At 40.5% G+C, this 20065-nt stretch carries 16 protein-coding genes; 10 read left to right on the top strand and 6 right to left on the bottom strand.

What is annotated here, in order from left to right:
* Nucleotides 1–44: 44 nt before the first annotated feature.
* Both HWQ39_RS15625 and HWQ39_RS15620 read left to right on the top strand, forming a co-directional pair.
* Nucleotides 45–1247 carry a phosphoglycerate kinase gene (locus HWQ39_RS15625; protein WP_292846541.1) on the top strand — a complete coding sequence of 401 codons (1203 nt, stop codon included), beginning with the start codon at nt 45–47 and terminating at the stop codon, nt 1245–1247.
* 87 nt (nt 1248–1334) lie between these two features.
* Complete coding sequence (locus HWQ39_RS15620; RefSeq protein WP_292846539.1) at nt 1335–1952, top strand: NUDIX hydrolase; 618 nt, start codon at nt 1335–1337, stop codon at nt 1950–1952.
* A gap of 177 nt (nt 1953–2129) precedes the next feature.
* Here the strand turns inward: HWQ39_RS15620 and HWQ39_RS15615 are convergent, their stop codons facing one another.
* Nucleotides 2130–3230, bottom strand: coding sequence for a septal ring lytic transglycosylase RlpA family protein (locus HWQ39_RS15615; protein ID WP_292846536.1), 1101 nt, complete (start codon nt 3228–3230; stop codon nt 2130–2132).
* Between the two features lie 910 nt (nt 3231–4140).
* On the opposite strand from HWQ39_RS15615, the gene glsA reads away from it, so the two are divergent.
* The 7 genes from glsA (at nt 4141) to HWQ39_RS15580 (ending at nt 11052) form a co-directional block, all read left to right on the top strand.
* Nucleotides 4141–5121, top strand: a complete 981-nt coding sequence (glsA, locus tag HWQ39_RS15610) for a glutaminase A (protein ID WP_292846533.1) — start codon at nt 4141–4143, stop codon at nt 5119–5121.
* 510 nt (nt 5122–5631) lie between these two features.
* Nucleotides 5632–5967: an RNA-binding protein gene (locus HWQ39_RS15605; RefSeq protein WP_292846530.1), complete on the top strand. Its 336-nt coding sequence runs from the start codon at nt 5632–5634 to the stop codon at nt 5965–5967.
* A gap of 226 nt (nt 5968–6193) precedes the next feature.
* The gene (rpsU, locus tag HWQ39_RS15600) at nt 6194–6382 is read left to right on the top strand and encodes a 30S ribosomal protein S21 (RefSeq protein WP_012407716.1); all 189 of its coding nucleotides are present in this window, start codon (nt 6194–6196) and stop codon (nt 6380–6382) included.
* 266 nt (nt 6383–6648) lie between these two features.
* A complete protein-coding gene (locus HWQ39_RS15595) occupies nt 6649–8409 on the top strand; it encodes a protein kinase (RefSeq protein ID WP_292846527.1) in 1761 nt (586 codons plus the stop codon).
* A gap of 273 nt (nt 8410–8682) precedes the next feature.
* Entirely contained in the window at nt 8683–8856 is a 174-nt protein-coding gene (locus HWQ39_RS15590) for a hypothetical protein (protein WP_292846654.1), read from the top strand.
* Between the two features lie 212 nt (nt 8857–9068).
* Nucleotides 9069–9632 (top strand): pentapeptide repeat-containing protein, encoded by a 564-nt coding sequence (locus HWQ39_RS15585; RefSeq protein WP_292846524.1) that lies wholly within the window; start codon nt 9069–9071, stop codon nt 9630–9632.
* A 235-nt stretch (nt 9633–9867) separates the two neighbouring features.
* Nucleotides 9868–11052, top strand: coding sequence for a M20 family metallopeptidase (locus HWQ39_RS15580; protein WP_292846522.1), 1185 nt, complete (start codon nt 9868–9870; stop codon nt 11050–11052).
* A gap of 81 nt (nt 11053–11133) precedes the next feature.
* On the opposite strand, the gene HWQ39_RS15575 is transcribed toward HWQ39_RS15580, so the two are convergent.
* The 3 genes from HWQ39_RS15575 to HWQ39_RS15565 form a co-directional block, all read right to left on the bottom strand.
* Nucleotides 11134–12186, bottom strand: coding sequence for a hemerythrin domain-containing protein (locus HWQ39_RS15575; protein WP_292846519.1), 1053 nt, complete (start codon nt 12184–12186; stop codon nt 11134–11136).
* Between the two features lie 263 nt (nt 12187–12449).
* Complete coding sequence (locus HWQ39_RS15570; protein WP_292846516.1) at nt 12450–13913, bottom strand: ABC transporter substrate-binding protein; 1464 nt, start codon at nt 13911–13913, stop codon at nt 12450–12452.
* 72 nt (nt 13914–13985) lie between these two features.
* On the bottom strand, nt 13986–15356 hold the full coding sequence (locus tag HWQ39_RS15565; protein ID WP_292846513.1) for a serine/threonine-protein kinase: 1371 nt from the start codon (nt 15354–15356) through the stop codon (nt 13986–13988).
* A 496-nt stretch (nt 15357–15852) separates the two neighbouring features.
* Here HWQ39_RS15565 and typA point away from each other — a divergent pair, with 496 nt between their 5' ends.
* A complete protein-coding gene (gene typA, locus HWQ39_RS15560; RefSeq protein ID WP_292846510.1) occupies nt 15853–17643 on the top strand; it encodes a translational GTPase TypA in 1791 nt (596 codons plus the stop codon).
* Between the two features lie 271 nt (nt 17644–17914).
* Here typA and HWQ39_RS15555 read toward each other — a convergent pair whose 3' ends face one another.
* Complete coding sequence (locus HWQ39_RS15555; RefSeq protein ID WP_292846507.1) at nt 17915–18565, bottom strand: hypothetical protein; 651 nt, start codon at nt 18563–18565, stop codon at nt 17915–17917.
* A gap of 114 nt (nt 18566–18679) precedes the next feature.
* Nucleotides 18680–19765, bottom strand: a complete 1086-nt coding sequence (locus HWQ39_RS15550) for a hypothetical protein (protein ID WP_292846504.1) — start codon at nt 19763–19765, stop codon at nt 18680–18682.
* Between the last annotated feature and the right edge of the window lie 300 nt (nt 19766–20065).

Genomic DNA, 20065 nt, shown 5'->3' with positions numbered 1-20065 from the left:
CTACTTTCAAAACAATAACAAAAAGGCAATCAGGAGAGTTTGGTGTGTCCAAAAAAAGTTTAGCAAGTTTATCTTCGGCTGATATCTCTGGGAAACGTGCTTTAGTGCGGGTTGACTTTAATGTGCCTGTGGACGATCAAGGCAACATTACCGACGATACTCGCATTCGCGCCGCTCTACCGACCATCCAAGATTTGACGCAGAAGGGAGCTAAGGTCATTCTCGCCAGCCATTTTGGCCGTCCCAAGGGTGTGGATGACAAATTACGCCTAACTCCCGTTGCCAAGCGTCTGTCGGAGTTACTGGGGCAAGAAGTCATTAAAACTGATGACTCTATTGGTGATGAAGTTGCAGCTAAAGTTGGCGCGTTGCAAAATGGGCAAGTGCTGTTACTCGAAAATGTCCGTTTTTACCCAGAAGAAGAGAAAAACGATCCAGAATTTGCGAAAAAATTGGCAGCTAATGCTGATTTTTATGTAAATGATGCTTTTGGTACTGCACACCGCGCCCATGCTTCTACTGAAGGTGTAACTAAATTCCTCAGCCCTTCTGTAGCTGGGTATTTAGTCGAGAAGGAATTGGAATATCTGCAAAATGCCATTGAAAATCCCCAACGTCCTTTAGCGGCAATTATTGGCGGTTCCAAGGTTTCCAGCAAAATTGGTGTGATTGAAACACTGTTGGAGAAGTGCGACAAGCTGATCATCGGCGGTGGAATGATTTTCACATTCTACAAAGCCCGTGGTTTAAATATCGGTAAGTCGTTGGTGGAAGAAGACAAGCTAGAACTAGCGAAATCTTTGGAAGCTAAGGCTAAGGAACGGGGCGTTACCTTCTTGTTACCCACGGATATAGTATCAGCAGATAAGTTTGCTCCTGATGCTAATGCGACAACCGTCAGCATTGAGAACATCCCCGATGATGGTATAGGTTTGGATATTGGCCCAGACTCAGTAAAAGTTTTCCAAGAAGCCCTTGCAGATACCAAAACGGTAATTTGGAACGGGCCAATGGGTGTGTTTGAGTTTGATAAGTTTGCAGTAGGTACGGAAGCGATCGCTCATACCCTCGCTGAAATTAGCAAAACTGGCACAACCACCATTATCGGCGGCGGTGACTCGGTAGCGGCTGTGGAAAAAGTTGGTTTAGCAGACCAAATGAGCCACATTTCTACCGGCGGCGGCGCTAGCTTGGAGTTACTTGAAGGCAAAGTGTTGCCTGGGATTGCAGCTTTAGATGATGCGTAGGTAGGGATTAGGGGCTAGGGACTGGGGACTGGGAGTTTTCCAAATACCCAACACCCAATCCCACAAGCCCATACATGAGAAAAATATATGCAACCTAAATGGCTGGAATGGGCACAGAAGTTACAAGCGATCGCTCAAAATGGTTTAACCTATTCTGAAGGTGTTTATGATATCGAACGGTACAAACAATTACAGGCGATCGCTACAGAAATTATCGCGACTTACTCAAATGTAGAACACAGCTATGTCCTCGATTTGTTTAGCCGTGAAGTCGGATATGCAACTCCTAAAGTTGATGTGCGTGCAGCAATTTTTCGTGATGAAACTATATTGTTAGTCAAAGAAAGGGCAGATGGCTGCTGGACTTTACCTGGTGGATGGGCTGATGTTGGTGAGTCGCCCAGTGAGATAGTAGTCAAAGAGGTATATGAAGAATCTGGATATCAAGCACGCACTATCAAATTACTAGCAGTCTATGACAGAGACAAACAAGGACATCCACCATTTCCGTTTTATGTCTACAAGCTATTTTTTCACTGCGAAATTATCGGTGGTTCTCCATCATCAAGTATTGAAACTGAAGAAGTAGGTTTTTTTCCTGAAGATGCGTTACCAGAACTTTCTCTCGGACGTGTGACATCAGCACAAATCACGCGCCTTTTTCAACATTACCGCAAACCAGATTTACCGACAGACTTTGATTAAATGCCTCTGCTTTACGAAAATAATCACCGAATAATTATGATCGTGGGGTTGTCAGTTCCAAGTTGATAAGAACCGCGTAAAGCTTTGCCATCTGTGGAAATCATTTGATTGAATTAGGGGAATTGTGTATAGGGAGTGGGAAGTGGTGATTAACTTTCTTCCCTATTCCCTACTCGATTATTTCTCTAAGACTTCGATATGTACTGGTGCCACGCCGCTACCCATCATTCCCAAAATTCGAGCCGCGCCAGCTGACAAGTCTATTACTCGACCCCGAATGAATGGGCCCCGGTCATTAATCCGTACCACTACAGAACGACCATTGCTGGTATTGGTTACACGAACTTGCGTACCAAAGGGTAAGCTACGATGGGCGGCAGTCATCTCTTCTGGATTGAACCTTTGACCGCTAGCGGTACGATTACCAGAACCGTCATAGCCGTAATAGGAAGCCATGCCTCTGAAAGAGATTTGCACTCCGCCGACGGAAATCTCTCGTGGCAATTTCGGTATTGATATTGGTAAATTCGCAATTTCTTTTAAGGGAGATGCATTGCCTAGTAGTCTGCGTAGGCGATTGGTTGCTTGCAATGCATCTTGCGCTAGATTGTTGGTGGTACCTGCTAATCGCGTACCTTCATTGATTTCGACCAATTCTTCGCCATTAACTTTGATGACATAGCGATCGCTATCTTGCTGGACAGGGGTGCTTTTGTTTTGCGCTTGATTGGCAGTAGATTTTTCCCCCGCTTTCCAACTTACGGTAATCTTGCTGCCGTCAACGTTTTCCCGATTTAACTGATTGATTTTAGCGGCTATTATACCAGCTATCTGAACCGGGTCATCGTCAACAGAGCTAATTTGGTTGTTCACAGCCATTGCATTCTCAGCACTCACTGACTTTGATGAGTTGTTAGCAATAAGGGCGTACGATTGTACGCCCTCAGTATTTCCAACTTCACCAACTTTTTTACTTTCAAGATTCGTATTTGATACAGAACTCAAAAATGTGAGAACAGGTATATTTTTGATAAAAAGAGTTGCCGCCTTACGTCCTCCAACGTTGTGAGGATGGATTTCTGCAATCGCAGCATCCAAGGTTTGCTTTCCTGCTGTTGATTGATACTCTCCCACCTTCACCGCATCGGTGATAGGAGCGATAAGTGATTTTTGGGATGCTAGCGCATTCCCCCTAGTGGTTTGAGTACAACCGACTGAAGGTATACCCAAAACAGTCATAAACAGGGCGACAATAGTCCACAAATGTCTTTGATTCATGCGTCCGTTTTAAAGCGTCTCTAGAACTTAAAAGTTTTATAATTTGCGAGATTTATCACTTTGTAAAAGTAACTTCCCTTCTGAAAAACTCGAACTCGTTCCGCTTTCACTTTTTATTTATAACTGCAACAGACTAACATGAACCTTTCGGCTTGGGGATCAGGGTTTTAGCGTAATTATTGGCCACTTTTTCAAATTTCAATTCTCATTTTGAGGGTGAAACCTTTCTCAACTCAGGACTTTGGCTATGTAACGCTTTTTTCGACAAGTCAAAAATTTCTTGAAAAAACTTTACCCTCTTTGCACCCTAAAGTGACGATACCCCATTCAGATTGGTTCTAAAGGCTCGCAACTACTCGTGTATTTTATATCACATGTATTTTCGCTATTTTCTATAAGAAGGTAATATACCGTTAATTAAATGGCATCGGCATAAATACTCAAAATCGCTTATTTAATGAAATATTTAGATTTCTCTATGAACAGGTCGTGATATGAGTTACATCTAGGACATTTATGCAAATCAGTTTGAGTTTCATCTCTTTTTTCAAAGTTTGTTGTACGTACATTAATCATGACTTTGATTTTCCATAACTAGATTAAAATCAGTAATATATTTAACATGCAATAACAGTATTACTGAGTATAAAATAAAGAAAGATACTCAACTTAATATTTTTAGTGATTAATCATAAAAAAATTAGGAAATCTTTGCGATCGCCAGCATAATAGATTTTATTCGTATCAAAAAGCACTATGCTTATTTTATGCACTCAGTAATTGCTCAAGTATGATTTTTGAGAGCAAGCTGTTTTTACCAAAATCTTTGCAATTGTAGGGACGTGGGGCTGTAGAACCCTATTATATATAGTGAATATTTTGGAATATTTTGGGAAATGCTATCAGCCTGATGACAAACCAAGCACATCAAGGGGATTTAGAAATAGAACTATCGCCATTATTAGTTGTTCTTAAGGAGTTGCATTCACAGTACAAGTCAGTACAGGAGGGTGCAGTAGCGAAATACATTCCCGAACTGGCAAAGGCAAACCCGGACTTGTTCAGTATTTGCATTGTCACAGTAGATGGTCAGGTTTATCAAGTTGGAGACTACGAGCAACTTTTTACCATTCAGTCAATTTCTAAGGTATTTGCCTATGGACTGGCCTTAGAAGATCATGGACTAGATTACGTTTTAACGAGAGTTGGTGTAGAACCGACAGGGGATGCATTTAACGCGATTATTTTGGATGAGCAATCGAAGCGACCTTATAATCCAATGGTAAATGCTGGAGCGATCGCAACCACCAGCTTAATCAAAGGTTCCGGCCCCACCGAACGCCTCAACCGAATGCTAGATATGTTCCGGCGATATATTGGCCGAGACGTGTTCGTAGACATTTCAGTTTTTACTTCAGAACGTAGTACCGGGCATCGTAACCGTGCAATGGCCCATCTAATGCTCAACTTTGGCATGATTGACCGGAACATAGAAGAGGCGCTGGATCTTTATTTTCAGCAGTGTGCTGTGATGGTAAATTGCCAAGACTTAGCCGTGATGGCAGCTACCCTGGCTAACAGAGGTATTAACCCCATCACCAAAGAACGGGCAGTAGATAAGCGTTACATCAAAGATATTCTCAGTGTGATGTATACCTGTGGAATGTACAACTTTGCAGGTGAGTGGGCTTATAAAATTGGTATTCCGGCGAAAAGTGGTATTTGTGGTGGGATTATTGCCGTTGTACCCAATAAGATGGGCATTGGCGTTTTTTCGCCGCTACTGGATATGCGTGGTAATAGTGTGCGGGGGGTAAAGGTGTGTGAAGAACTTTCCCAACGCTTAGGTTTACATCTATTTGATTGTTCAGGTCAAGAGGCGAAATTTTGATTGAACTGGGGATTGGGGATTGAAAAGAGGCAGAGGGGCGGGGTGCGGGGGGGATAAACTTCTTCTTACTTGCTCCCTACTTCCCCTGCACGTCATTTTGAATTTTGAATTGTTAAATATATTTGTTGCCTGACTTTGCCTTTCATATTAAAATCTTGGAGTAATGCTTCATGGTTAAATGCAGTCAAACATTCAATTCGGATATTAAAGATGCGCCCCTGTATGCCTGATTTCCTATGTCACCCTACAGAATTTATCTTCTATTTCCAACCCTATTTTGGGGTGGACTGTACTTAGGGTCAGTGGGGCATACGATCGCACCTACGCGATCGCATCACTAATTAACTATCTACTGGATGCAGAGAGTTGGCTTGTATGTCATCCTAGATTTATGAGAGTTAATTCAGTGATGTCTTTGATTTTAGTATTGAAAGGCTTTTTCCTTTTAGTATTTACAGACTTCTCAGAGAAATTAAAATCTCTACACAGTGATGATTTTGGAGAGAATCGATGTCAATTTATGTAGGTAACCTCTCTTATGACGTTACACAAGAAGATTTAAGTGGTATTTTTGCAGAATATGGGACTGTAAAACGAGTTCAAGTACCTACTGATCGTGAAACAGGTCGTCCCCGAGGCTTTGCTTTTGTGGAAATGGGAACTGAAGCTGAAGAAGCCGCTGCCATTGAAGCCCTTGATGGTGCTGAGTGGATGGGTCGTGACCTGAAAGTGAATAAGGCTAAACCCAAGGAAGACAGAGGTGATAGAGGTTCCTTTGGTGGCGGTAACAGAGGAGGAGGATACGGCGGTGGCGGTGGCGGTGGCGGACGTGGCGGACGCTACTAACTTTGGAAACAAAAAAATTTACCTAAAGTCTTAAGGTCAGACAAAGAGTCTGTCTTTTTTTTGTAATGTTACCAAAGCAGTGCTGAGTGCCCAGAAACAAGTGCTTGTCATTATTTCAATAATTCGACAAGCTCTGTAACCATCCTCTAGATTTATCTATGGGGTTACTCAGCACTCCTGAATGTCCCCATAGCCATTGATGAAGTCAACTTAGTTAGGAGAAATAATGACCCAAGTAATTGTAGGTGACAATGAACACATTGAGTCAGCCTTACGACGATTTAAGCGAGAAGTTTCCAAGGCTGGAATTTTTCCAGACATGAGAAAGCATCGTCATTTTGAAACACCCCTAGAAAAACGCAAGCGCAAAGAAGTTGCCAAGCACAGACAAAGTAAGAGAAGTTTTCGTAATTAAGGGCTGAGATACAGCAGAATTTAGGAGTCAAAATTCAGGAGTCAGAATTCAGAATGGGCTACGCCTCGCTGCGCTAACAGAAGTAAAACAGACTTTATACCTTGCTTTGAGACTTAGCTTTTGTAATTCACCTTCCTTGAAATCTGCTGTAAATATAAGCGAATGCCCTCATAGATTTTATGAGGGTTTTCCTTTTGACTATTTTAAAAAAATCAGGAAACCTCAAGAAACGCTAAAATCAAGTCAGCCTTTGTATTGTAGCGGTTGTGTCCCACATCACTCAGAGTGCGGTTCACTGCATAAATCCTGATTGTCAACGTCCTTATCCTCAGCCTTGGGGAAACAAATTTTGCAACAGCTGTGGCGCACCGCTAGAGTTGCTAGACCGCTATGTTCCCCTTGAAGCATTGGGATCGGGAGGATTTGCTCAAATCTACACAGTTTGGGATGAAAAAACTCAAACTGAGAAAGTACTGAAAGTGTTGGTAGAAGATTCGCCAAAGGCACTGGAATTATTTACCCAAGAGGCGGCGGTTTTATCTAGCTTGCAGCATCCGGGCGTTCCCACAGTTGATGCCGATGGGTATTTTAACGTAAACCTGTTTAATCCCAAACCGCACCAACTGCCTTGTTTGGTAATGGAAAAAATCAATGGGCGGACTTTAGAGGAGATATTAAAAAAGTTTCCTCAGGGGTGTCCAGAGGATTTGGTTTTAAATTGGTTTGCCCAATCTCTACAAATTTTACAAGAATTACACAAACGTCAGATTATTCATCGAGATATTAAACCTTCCAATTTAATGCTGGGAACATCTTCGCCATCTGTAACCCAGTCTCAAGGGTCAACAGAAAGCGATCGCTTGGTACTAATTGATTTTGGCGGGGCAAAACAATTTACCCCCTCTAAACTGCGTTCTCAGTCTAGTTCCACCCGCTTATTTTCTTCTGGTTACAGTCCACCAGAACAAGTAACTGGAGGTATTGTTGGGCCAGGTGCCGATTTTTATGCCCTTGGTCGAACGGTGATTGAACTATTAACAGGCAAATACCCACTAGAGTTAGAAGATCAGCAAACAGGTAAATTACGCTGGCGAACTGGGGTAAATGTCAACCCCCAATTGGCAGATTTGTTGGATGAGATGGTTCAGGAAGATGTGCGATCGCGTCCGGCAAATGCAGCTATAATTCAAAAACGTTTGGCGAAGATTTCTCAACCATTACCGCCACCAAGGTTGTTTGCCCAACTGCGAAACAAGATTAAGCAAACCTCAACCCAAGTTTCCCAGAGATTTACACAGCTAACACAAGCTATTGAGCAAATTTTGGCTAACTTTAGCCAAGCTGTCACCAAAACCATTATTTTTATTGCTCAGACAATCATCAAAATTTTCCGAGCTTGTTTGGCGACGATTTGGGCAATGATCTTGAGTAGTATCGGCGCTTGTTTTGGTGCGAGCGCTGGTTTTATTTTGGCCTATCACACCAGCTTAGGGCGTCAGTTTGTGGAATCTATTTCGAGTCAGCTAAACCAATTAGTGCCAAATACTCAACCCGTCTTTGGGGCAGATATTTTGGTATTCGTTGCCGCAGGCTGGGGAACCGCTTGGGGACTAACAGTATCGGGGTGTTTTGGTCAACGGCGGCGGTTTTTAGTTGCATCCCTGATGGGCATGATTAGCTATGGCTTCGGCTGGTTGATTTTGCAATTAATCACCCCAAAAGATAGCGGCGAGGGCTTAGTGGCAGTGATTTTAGTCGCAGCTAGCTTACTCACCTTGGGCTTAGGACTTCGCAGCCATCATGTAGTGTACGCCGTGTTCGCAGCCTTTGGAAGTGCGATCGCCTATGCAGTTTTGATTCTTTTAAAGTTAGCACCTCCCATCTTCCAATTTACTAGTCAACCAGCCTGGTCAGACTTATACTCGCCTCTGATTTTTTTTGGTTCTGTGGGCTTCTTCATCAGCTTATGGTTAGGTGTGAGTTACTACCTAATTGTCCCTGGATTGCGCCTTTTGGGATGGCGATGAAGGGGGCACGGGGAGCAAGGAAAGCAAGGGAGCAGGGAGGAAGGGAGAAGAGTTTTCGCCTCCGCCCCCTGCACCCCGCCCCTCTGCCTCTTGTACCCAATGCCCAAAAACAAGATCCCCCTAGTCGTGTTTTTCATCGAGCTAGGGGGATCACATAGGTGGTAGTCTATAATTGGTTCGGTATAGTTCCTTACAACTCGATTCTATAGCCTATATTTCAGTTTGAGTAGTCTTACCATTAGAATTTATAGTATTTTTACAGCTTCTTAATGAATGCTTCATCCCTGTTCTTCCTTACCCTTGGCAGCAAAGCTTCGCCCCTCTAATGTAGATCCAGCAGCAGGAGCATTAGAAGAAGTACAGAGAGTGATTAAAAAAATACGGCAACAATGGAATCACAGCCCAGAGTTGATTACGTTTTTGGATTGGCGCAAAATAGCCGTTTGATTCAGATGACTATAGCAAGCTACGGTTTTATACTAATTTTGTCTTCTACCTAAATTTAAATTGATGATGTATTAAAAAAATGTCTTACATGACCTCATATAATACATTTTTTTATTGCTTGTGAGAAATCCGGGCTTAGAGAAGCGGTATATGTAAGTATGAAAGTACGCTATGTGCGTAATTTGTCATTTTTGTAAATATCAGTAAAAAATATGAAACTTAAGATTGTTGCTACCGTCGCCCTGTTAGCTTGTTTTGGGTTTGCAGAGCAGGCCGTTGCATTAAATCAGCTAGACTTGGATCAGTTGAAGGCAACAACTGCCTGTCCCCGGTGTAATTTGAGTGGCGCTGACCTAACTAGGCTGAATCTAACTGGAGCAAATTTGCGAGGGGCTGACTTGAGCGGCGCTACATTATCTCAAGCTAATCTCACGAATGCCGATCTCACTGGTGCAAATTTAGAAGGTGCAGTTCTGAATAAGGCGAATCTCAACGGTGCTTCTTTAACAGGAGCAAATTTGAAATCAGCATCCCTGGAAAGTGCCGATCTGTCTTTTGCCGGTTTCATTAGCGCCAATTTAGAAGCAGCAAACTTAAAAGATGCCAAATTGCAATTTACTAATTTTCGAGGCGCTAATTACCGACTAACAACTTTAAATAATGGTGTCGTCACCTCCGACAAACCTTATGGCTGGTCGTTAGAGCGTCCAAATCCCAGAGAATGTAACGAGTTCAAACCCGAAAATACTTTAGGCACAACCTGTTATTCAAAATAGATTGGGGCATTGGGCATTGAAAAGAGGCAGAGGGGCGGGGTACAAGAGGCAGAGGGGCGGGGTGCAGGGGGCAGAGGTGCAAAGACGGAGGGGGAAAAACTTACTGCAACTTCTCCTTTGCTTCCTCTGCTCCCCCTGCCCCCTGCCCCCTGCCACTCTGCTTGTATTAGCAAAAGCATTTTGTTTGTTAACAGTTCTTTATCATGGGAAAAAAGCCTATAGATTAATTAAATCCATGCTTACCCATATAAAAGACTTAGCCGCAAAACTAGCGCCTCGCTTAATTGAAATTCGCCGCCACATCCACTCTCACCCAGAACTCAGCGGTCAAGAGTACCAAACAGCAGCTTTCGTAGCTGGTGTTTTATCTTCCAGTGGGCTGCACGTACAAGAGGGAGTTGGTAAAACGGGCGTGATTGGAGAACTCCAAGGCACTAGCCAAAATGACCGCTTATTGGCGATTCGCACTGATATGGATGCCTTGCCAATTCAAGAGGGCACTAATTTGGAATATGCCTCTCGTGCAGATGGTATTATGCACGCTTGCGGTCATGATGTCCACACCACAGTGGGCTTAGGAACGGCAATGGTGCTGTCCCAAATGGCTGAGGAGTTGGGTGGGAAAGTGCGGTTTTTATTTCAGCCAGCCGAGGAAATTGCTCAAGGGGCAAGCTGGATGGTGAAAGATGGGGCGATGGAAAACGTTTCAGCTTTATTAGGGGTTCATGTTTTCCCTTCTATACCCGCAGGATCTATTGGTGTGCGTTATGGGGCTTTGACAGCCGCCGCTGATGATTTAGAGATTCTGATTATGGGAGAATCTGGACACGGGGCGCGTCCCCATGAGGCGATTGATGCGATTTGGATTGCTTGCCAAGTGATTACTGCACTACAACAAGCCATTAGCCGGACACAAAATCCTTTGCGTCCTGTAGTATTGAGTATCGGGAAAATTAATGGTGGTAGAGCGCCGAATATAATTGCGGATAAAGTGCAGTTATTGGGAACCGTGCGATCGCTCCATCCTGAAACCCGTGCCCATCTCCCAAACTGGATTGAAAACATTGTATCTAATGTTTGCCAAACCTACGGAGCAAAGTATCAAGTTAATTACCGCCAGGGTGTACCCAGCGTCCAAAATGATTACGCCCTGACACAATTGTTACAATCAGCCGCAGAAGAAGCTTGGAGTAGCGATCGCGTTCAAGTACTACCCGAACCTTCCCTTGGTGCTGAAGATTTTTCGATGTATTTGGAACACGCCCCAGGTTCGATGTTTCGCTTGGGTGTCGGCTACAAAGAAAGAATCGTTAATCACCCATTACACCATCCCCAATTTGAAGTTGATGAATCTGCTATTATCACCGGGGTTGTAACTATGGCTTATGCCGCTTATAAATACTGTCAGCAAAATTTGTAAACAAAAACTCCCAGCAGATAAACGCTGGGAGTTTTTGTTTAACTAACCTTTTTTAGCGGATATAAAAAGCTCGAAAGCATCTTATACATTCGACTCGCTAACAACACCCAATTTCTCTTGAATTCGGGTTTTAGCGGCTTTGAATTCGGTAGCCCATTGCTCAGTTTGTTCAGTACTCAAGTTGTTGCGAATGGCAGCGAATAGTGTACTTTCTTCTTGACGAATATGATCGCCAAGTTCATCCAATAGCTGTTTAGCTTTCTCTTTGAATTGAGGTGAAGATGGGCTAATAGCCTTAATTTCCTCTAATGCTTGCTTCACATGAGCTTGCTCGTCAAACAATTCTTGGGTATTATCTTGACCGTAGAAAGAACGTACTCTTGGATATACTACTTCTTCCTCAGCTTCGGCGTGAGCAGTTAAATCCTTGTAAATTTGACCAAAGTACTCTTGGATCTTCTGCGGATCGTCGCTTTGCAGAAGTTCGGTGAATAGGGTATTTACCTTGTTGTGATCGAGGCGGATGACATCTTGGATATTCAGATCCTTTTTGTCACTGTTTTGAGTGACAGCGCTACCGACTACACCACTTACGGCAGCTAAAGCGTCTTGAACACGTGCCCAAATTCCTTGATCTGCATCTTGTCCAGTGAATTCACGGACACCTAGAATTTCCAGAATGCCTTTGAGTTGTTCTTGGTGAGCGCGGTTTTCAAAGTTAATGGTATTCAAAGGCCCGATCGCTAGCAATACATCAGCACCAATTTTTTGGGCAGCCTTGTGAACTACCAAGCCACCCGTTACTAGTTGATGTTTCAGCAATTCATGCTGAGATACTTTTTCATACAGGCTCAATTCAGAACCTTTGAACAATTCGCGAGCTTTTTCAATGAATTCTGTAATAGTCTTTTTGGGTTCAGCTTGAATGCCATACTGACCTATTACGGTTTCTAGAATGCCAAGATTTTTTTCGTCATCTTTGATAAAATCTCGGATGCGATCGGCAATTTCAGCATCAAGTCCTTGTGTCAAAAGCAATTGCTCATTCTCAAGAGCCAACTGTTGGAGAGCTTTGATACTTGCAAGTTTTATAGCAATAGCATTGCGTTTGGTATCATCTAATGTAGTTACCATTCGTGTTCTCCTCGGCAAAGTGTTCAGAATTATTACTGATATAACCTTGACATAGGGATTGGCGATATTTCATCTTTCTTTTGAGCGATTGCACTCACAACTATGGGTAGAGAAACAAAACTTTTCGTTACAGAAAAATAGAAGCGATCGCTCTTATTTTTAGTTGCAATGAAATCAAGTAGTTTAGTATGACATTGAAATTAAATAGATTACCTATTTGGGAGTAATCTATATCTTTGGAATGAAAATTAACATCAAAAAAACTACTTCTTATTCAAGAGGGCAAAATCGTAACCAGTTCCACTAGAGCAAGACTCACAACGCTCAACTTTGACAAGTAGAGCTTCTCCTTGACGCTCCCCGGAGGCTGAAAACTTAATCATTCCGGTTGCTCCAGATGTTGAAAAATTGGGATTAGACAATACCTTTTGTAATCCTTCGCGGGTACTGTCTTGTTTTAAGCCAGCAATAATGGCTTGGAGTGCATCATAAGCTCCTGCCGTTCTCTGATTTACTTGTCCGTTCCAAAGCTGAAAGGCATTTTTCGCAAAGGGATTATTTTTATTAGCATCACGATGCCAATAGACAGGTAATACCATTCCTTCGAGATCCTTGCCATTTTGTAAAGTTGTTGCACTGTACATAGTTTCAGAGGCAAACAGTGGCTTTCTACCTTTAACTTCTTGTGCAACTTTGCTAGCAAAATATATATTTCTGATTGAAGGCATTAATAAAAAGCCACTTGCATTTTCTGTTTCTATGGCTTTATCTACAAAAGCTCTAGAGTCAAAATTCTTATCTGCCAAATTGCAAGGTGTATTAATAACATTGCTACCATATTTTTTGATAGCTTGAGTATACTGTTCTAAAAGTATCTGATTTGATGAAGTGGTTGAATTATCTCTTGAGCTACGAACATCGCCACAAATAGCAACAGTTCTTGCTTGTCGAGCAATGTAGCGAGAATGAGTATCTATTAAATTATCATATAGCGGATTTACATGAAATGAGTAGTTAGTTGGGGAACTATTAGGCTGACTATTTATGGAATTGTTATCTAATTTTTCTTGATTTTCGGCTTGATTTGGTCGCTCAATAGGAAACACTAACACCAAGCGATTCTGATTATAAACTGCGGCATTACGTCTAACTCCTACTGCTGCCACAATGCTCTTGTCTTGAACTAATTCATTATCTAGTCTGGCAAAATCTTCTCTATTTTCAGCACTTGCAATCACAATTTGCAGCTTTTTACCAGCAATTCCTCCCTGGTTATTAACTTCATTTTGAGCTTGAGCTACACCACGCAAAATTTCTTCTGATAAACTAGGATCGAAGTTAATTGATGCTATCACAGCAACTTTCAGGTTGTCTGAATTATCTCGTGCAATTTTGGCATTGTTTAAATAAATTAAAGTTTCCGGGTCATTAGGATTATTTTTTAGTGAAGCAGTAAACTTTTTCACAGCAGTGGTAAAATCTTTTTCAGCAAAAGCTTTAACCCCATCTGTTTTCTCAGGATATGTTTGCACTTTCAACAAAATCTTTGTACCCAAATTCATTGCTGAAGGCTTATTTGTAAACGAAGATGAAGTTTGTGTAGGGTTTGATGATGTTGTTATGATAGTAGAAGAAACTTTGCTAATTAACCATAAAATAGCTGCCACCATTACCCCAGCTATACCGAGAGAAATAAGCAGCTTAAAATTTTCTTTTTTATTTGTCATGAATAATTACCCAAATTCTACAAAATTTATCTGAAATCAAGAGATTTATGACAATTGAGCAAGACCAAAAATTTAAAAATATTTAGAAATAGCTCTATTGATTATTTCAGATACACCTATAATAATAACTGTCAATAAACCTGTCAGAATAACTAGCAATCCTACAAGTAGTAGTCCATTCACACCAGTTTTGAGAAGATTATTGATTAGGAGATTTCTGAAAATAAAGACAACGAGTAGATTTGCTATTATAGAAATAACAATTAAATAAGTTTTTTCTACAAGCGGCCGAGATTGAATAAAAACTAATCCTCCTAAAATTAGTAACCACAATCCAGAGCTAATCCAAGTAGTTCCGAGAAAACTTATAAGTGCGATCGCTAAAAATGAACCACCCGAACCAGCAATTATTGCTCCAAACAATAATTTAATATTAGAGAATTGCGGTAGATATCGATTTGATTTATGTTTATTTTGTGGTTGCGATCCTGATGGTAAGGTAGGTGGAATAACGGTAGGAACTAATGTATACTTTATCTGCGGCAACTTCTTTAAGTCCTCTAAGACAGCCTGTGCAGATTGATAACGTTGTTCATGATTTTCTTGTAGTGACTTATCAAGAATCATCCCTAATTCCTGACTTATGGGTTGCGTTAAATGCTGTCGCCAATTAGAAGTCCAACCATATCCTTGTTTCACCCACAAACTCGAAGGAGAAATATTAGTCAGTAGATGAAAGCAAGTTATTCCTAAACTATATATATCACTGGATGGAAAAACTTTCCCCGCCTGCATTTGCTCAATTGGTGCATAACCTAATGAACCAATAATTGTTCCCAACGCAGTATTTGTAGCTTCCGTATTTTGCTTTGCCACCCCAAAATCAATTAATACTAGCTTTCGATCATTTTGACGACGAATAATATTTTCTGGTTTAATATCTCGGTGAATTACCTGCTGTTGATGTATGTTTAACAGCACAGATAATAAATCATTTAAAAACTCTCGAATTTTGGCTTCATCAAAAACTCCCTGCTGTTGTAACTCTTGCAACAGATTTTGTCCTTCGATAAACTGCTGCACTAAATACAGATATTCCGCTTCCTTAAAATATGCGTACAAATTGGGAACTTGGAGATGTTCTCCTAGTTCTTTTAGACGTTTAGCCTCTTTTTCAAACAACTCAGTCGCTTTTTTATGTGCCTGACTACCCTGACTGCCATAAAATTGACTGAGAACAAGTTGCTTAACAACACATTTTTCATTGAGCTTATCTATATCTTCTGCGATATATGTGCGTGCAAACCCTCCTCTCCCCAATGGCGTGATAATTCGGTAACGATTTCTTAGTAGCGATACCAACTCTGTGCCGCAACGAAGGCAGAACTTTGCCTCGTCAGGATTTTGGGGATTCTCACAATTAGGATTTAGGCAGCAGACCATATAATTATCGCTGTCATTTTATTCGTTTTTAGAAATATACCTTAACTAGAGGCGTTGCATTATAAAGTCTCTACATAAGCAATGACGATCGCTAGGAATATTTTTGTAGAGATACTCACCCCATTCTAGCCAGTAAAAACAAGGCTAGGCGATCGCTTCTTTTTGATCCCAAACACGAAATCACCTGACTTTCAGAGCCAGCAACTTCATCTCTATTCGACTCATTACTCTCCCCAAATCAACCGCAATTTTCAGAAACAATACCGCCCTTTAAGCAACACCTGTTTCTAACAGAAGCTTTTTTTATCCCAGTAATGCCGTAATTACCACACATCATCATTGTCGGGTTTACAAAACTCACCGCAATTGTGACGATTACGCTAGAATTATTAAAGGTTCTTTACAGAGTTTGCCGCTCATCCCCAATTCTGTTAAAACAGCCTAGCATTCAAATGTAAATCTTATAAACACCCTCTAGAGTTCACCAAAAGCTTCTATGACGCTCCCAATTCGCAACGTCGCCATTATCGCCCACGTTGACCACGGCAAAACCACCCTGGTTGACGCACTCCTCAAACAATCCGGCATTTTCCGCGAAGGCGAAGACGTTCCGGATTGCGTTATGGACTCCAACGCCCTAGAACGGGAACGGGGTATTACTATCCTGTCCAAAAATACGGCGGTTCGCTACAAAGAAACACTAATTAATATTGTTGATACTCCTGGACACGCTGACTTTGGTGGCGAAGTTGAACGCGTACTCGGCATGGTTGACGGATGTCTTCTGATTGTCGATGCCAATGAAGGCCCCATGCCCCAAACGCGCTTTGTCCTCAAAAAAGCCTTAGAAAAAGGGCTGCGTCCCATAGTTATCATCAACAAAATCGACCGTGGTCAAACTGACCCCCACGTTGCTGTCGATAAAGTTTTGGATCTGTTCTTGGAATTAGGGGCAGATGAAGACCAGTGTGATTTTACCTATCTGTTTGCCTCCGGTATGGCAGGTTTTGCGAAAGAAAGCCTGGAAGCAGAATCGGTAGATATGCAACCCCTATTTAATGCAATTCTGCAACACGTTCCACCACCAGTAGGCGACAGCACTAAGCCTCTGCAATTGCAAGTTACAACCCTAGATTATTCTGAATATCTGGGACGGATTGTCATTGGCAGAATTCACAACGGTACTATCCGAGCAGGACAGCAAGCAGCTTTAGTAACAGAAGATGGTACCATTGTCAAGGGTAAAATTACCAAGTTGATGGGCTTTGATGGACTGAAGCGCGTAGATATGGAAGAAGCAACCGCAGGTTATATTGTGGCGGTGGCTGGTTTCGCTGATGCCTATATTGGGGAAACGATTACTGACCCCAACGAACCGCAAGCTTTACCACTAATTAAAGTGGATGAACCAACCTTGCAAATGGCCTTCTGGGTGAATGATTCGCCTTTTGCTGGTCAAGAAGGTAAGTTGGTGACATCAAGACAAATTCGCGATCGCCTATTCCGCGAACTCGAAACCAACGTGGCTTTGCGTGTCGAAGAAACCGATTCTCCCGATAAATTCCTAGTTTCCGGTCGTGGTGAGTTACACCTGGGTATCTTAATTGAAACCATGCGCCGCGAAGGCTTCGAGTTTCAGGTATCTCAGCCACAGGTAATTTACCGCGAAATCAACGGTCAACCTTGCGAACCTTACGAACTCTTGGTGTTAGACATTCCTGCTGATGGAGTGGGTAGCTGTATTGAACGCCTGGGACAACGCAAAGGCGAAATGCAAGATATGCAACCAGGTAGTGGCGATCGCACTCAATTAGAGTTTGTCATTCCTGCCCGTGGTTTGATTGGTTTCCGGGGTGAATTCATGCGGATGACTCGTGGTGAAGGCATCATGAACCACAGCTTCTTAGATTACCGTCAAATCAGTGGCGACATTGAAGCCCGTAATAAAGGCGTTTTAATCTCATTTGAAGAAGGCGTTTCTACCTTCTACGCCATGAGAAACGCCGAAGATAGAGGAGCATTCTTTATTACTCCCGGTACAAAGGTTTATAGAGGTATGATTGTGGGAGAACACACTCGTTCCCAAGATTTGGAATTGAATATCTGTAAAACCAAGCAATTAACCAACCACCGCGCGGCTGGTGGCGATGAATTGGTGCAGCTGCAAGCACCAATAGACATGAGCCTAGAGCGTGCTTTGGAATACATCGCGGCCGATGAATTGGTGGAAGTTACACCCCAATCAATTCGTCTACGGAAGATGTCGAAGAAGTTAGCGAAACGGTAAGTAAAGCAATAACTTAATTAATTTAGAAAGCCCGCTTGAGCGGGCTTTTTATTTAGTTATTTACAGCTTTTTCAAATCAACTAGTCAGGCTTAATTGCTAGCATCCAAAGGATCGAGGCGATCAGAAACGAATCTTCTTTGGTTGGACTGAAATTCAGTAGCTTTTACCTAATGAGGTTTGTCAAGTTACCCAAACACTATCTGAAACTTCAACTAGCACCAATCTTAATCTAACTCCTTTACTGGCATAGCAGATAACTTTAAAATGCCTTCACTTTAGATATGTTTGAATATTTTCAATTCTATGGTTTTGATCTTTTTGACATTTATATAATTCTTCATAGAATTTGATATCTACTTCCCGCCAACTTATCCAACCAGTATTTGGATATTTATTATCTGTGAAACTATAAGCTACTAATCTAGGAATATTGTTGATTGAAATTATACAGAAATCGTCTTGAGCACTTACTATGTTATCAATATTGTCTTGATAGACCATTATTTTAAATGGAGATTTATTTTTCAATTCTAATTTACTGTCATCATCAAGCGAATTATAAAAATCCTTGAATTCACCTTGTTTATATTCTATCAAATATCTTTCATGTACTTGAGTTTGAAAAAAATCTTTTAATTTATCATTATCCACTAATTTTCTGAGAAAATGTAGGGTGCAAATTGCGTTAACCATAACCTGAGCCTGTTTGTATAACTCAGTTAGAGTTTCAACTTCCGAAAAAACAATTTTTCCTTGTTTGAGATATAAACTGCTATTAATTATTTTTTTTATGCTATTTATTTCTGCAAGGAATGGAGGTATATTTTGTGTTCTACTATAATTAGTATCTAAAACAGCTACAAATTCTTTATCGTCGCTTATAAGTAAATGTTCGCGTAATTGTTTTTTAATACTAACCAAGTATTGTTCATATTCTTTTTCCCAATATATAGATTTTATATCTAGTCCTTCTTGAATATCTACACTATTATTGGTATTCCATTTTGCTACAAAGAAACCTATTTTTTGAGTGTTTCATGATTGATATTCCAATACAACTTTCCAAGTTTCAATACATCTATATATAGGTTTATTTTGACTCATATTAAGATCATATTCATTAATGAATTCATATCTAGCTGTAGCTTCTTCTTGTTTTGTATGACTTTGATTATTATTACCACCAACTTGTATGTTCTGTATATTTAAACCCCATTTCGCCTCCATTGACTGTTCGCTTTTATTTATTTCTTTAGTTTCTCCTTGAATAGTAAACGTTATTTTTCCTTCATCTTTGCTAGCATAATGTTTTTTATCTAGTTGCAGCTTTATTTTTACTAAATCATTGGGATAACGTTTAGATATGCTTAAAATAATTTCTTTAACTTTGAATTCATATATTAAAGTTAATAATAAAGCAAGGATAAAACTTATACATAATAAATATATCCAAATATTATCACCTTCTTTTAAATTTAGACCAGAGTTTATAGATTGTTCTAATAAATTTAAATCTAGTAAATTCATTTCTTTTGAAAGGTTACTACTTTTATCAAAAAATAAATCCACACATAAAATATATTCTTTTCCATCGTTAGCTTTAAATTTGTACCATAAGGTTCTAATCGCGTTAGGATTTATTTTTTTATTGCTTATATCTATATAAATACCAGTAAGTCCTAAAATACCACCTGTATCATCTGTAAAAGATGAATAATAAAATTTATCAGCAGTCTCATTAGCAGCTTTATACCAAGGTCTATCGTTCAAAATTATCTTTTTCCCATACTTATCATTGGTAAATGGATAAGACAACATAAAGCCTTTTGGATTAATAACATAGACATTATTAATTCTTAGATCGGGAATTATAATCGAGTAGTTATCTTTATCTGTTAAATAATTCATCACAACTTTAGTAAAAGTATGTAAGTTTTGTATATTATTTTCTTGTTGTCCTCCTTTTTCATTATCTAAAGGCTTTTTAATTTTATCCATCATTATTTGAGTGAAGCCAAGAAAAACTTGATCATTTTTTTGTTCTTCTATTTCATTATTGTTACTTGTTCTTCCTCCTCCATTAAAGTCTATTAAAGCGGTATAAGCATAGTTAACTTTCACCTCTTCTCCTGTCTTGCCTATCTCCCATTGAACAGAACCTTCGTCCGGAAAATTATCATCAGAACGTATTTTTTTTTCTATCCCCTGACTAAGTTTTTTGGATTCAGTTTTTTTTAAATCTTCATCAACTTTGTTTAATTTCGTTTTTACATCTTTTACGAAATTCGCAATATTGTTTGTATATTGTGTTCCTATATCCAGGTTTTCATACCATAAATCAATTTGTTTATATTCTTCTATTTCTCTAGGACTTACGCATTGACAAAAAGAATCATCTATGGAGTCTAGATAATGCCATCA

The sequence above is a fragment of the Nostoc sp. NMS8 genome (assembly GCF_017115045.1).
GTDB lineage: Bacteria > Cyanobacteriota > Cyanobacteriia > Cyanobacteriales > Nostocaceae > Nostoc.
The sequence above is the reverse complement of the archived record's forward strand: the minus strand, read 5'-3'. Positions and strand labels throughout refer to the sequence as shown.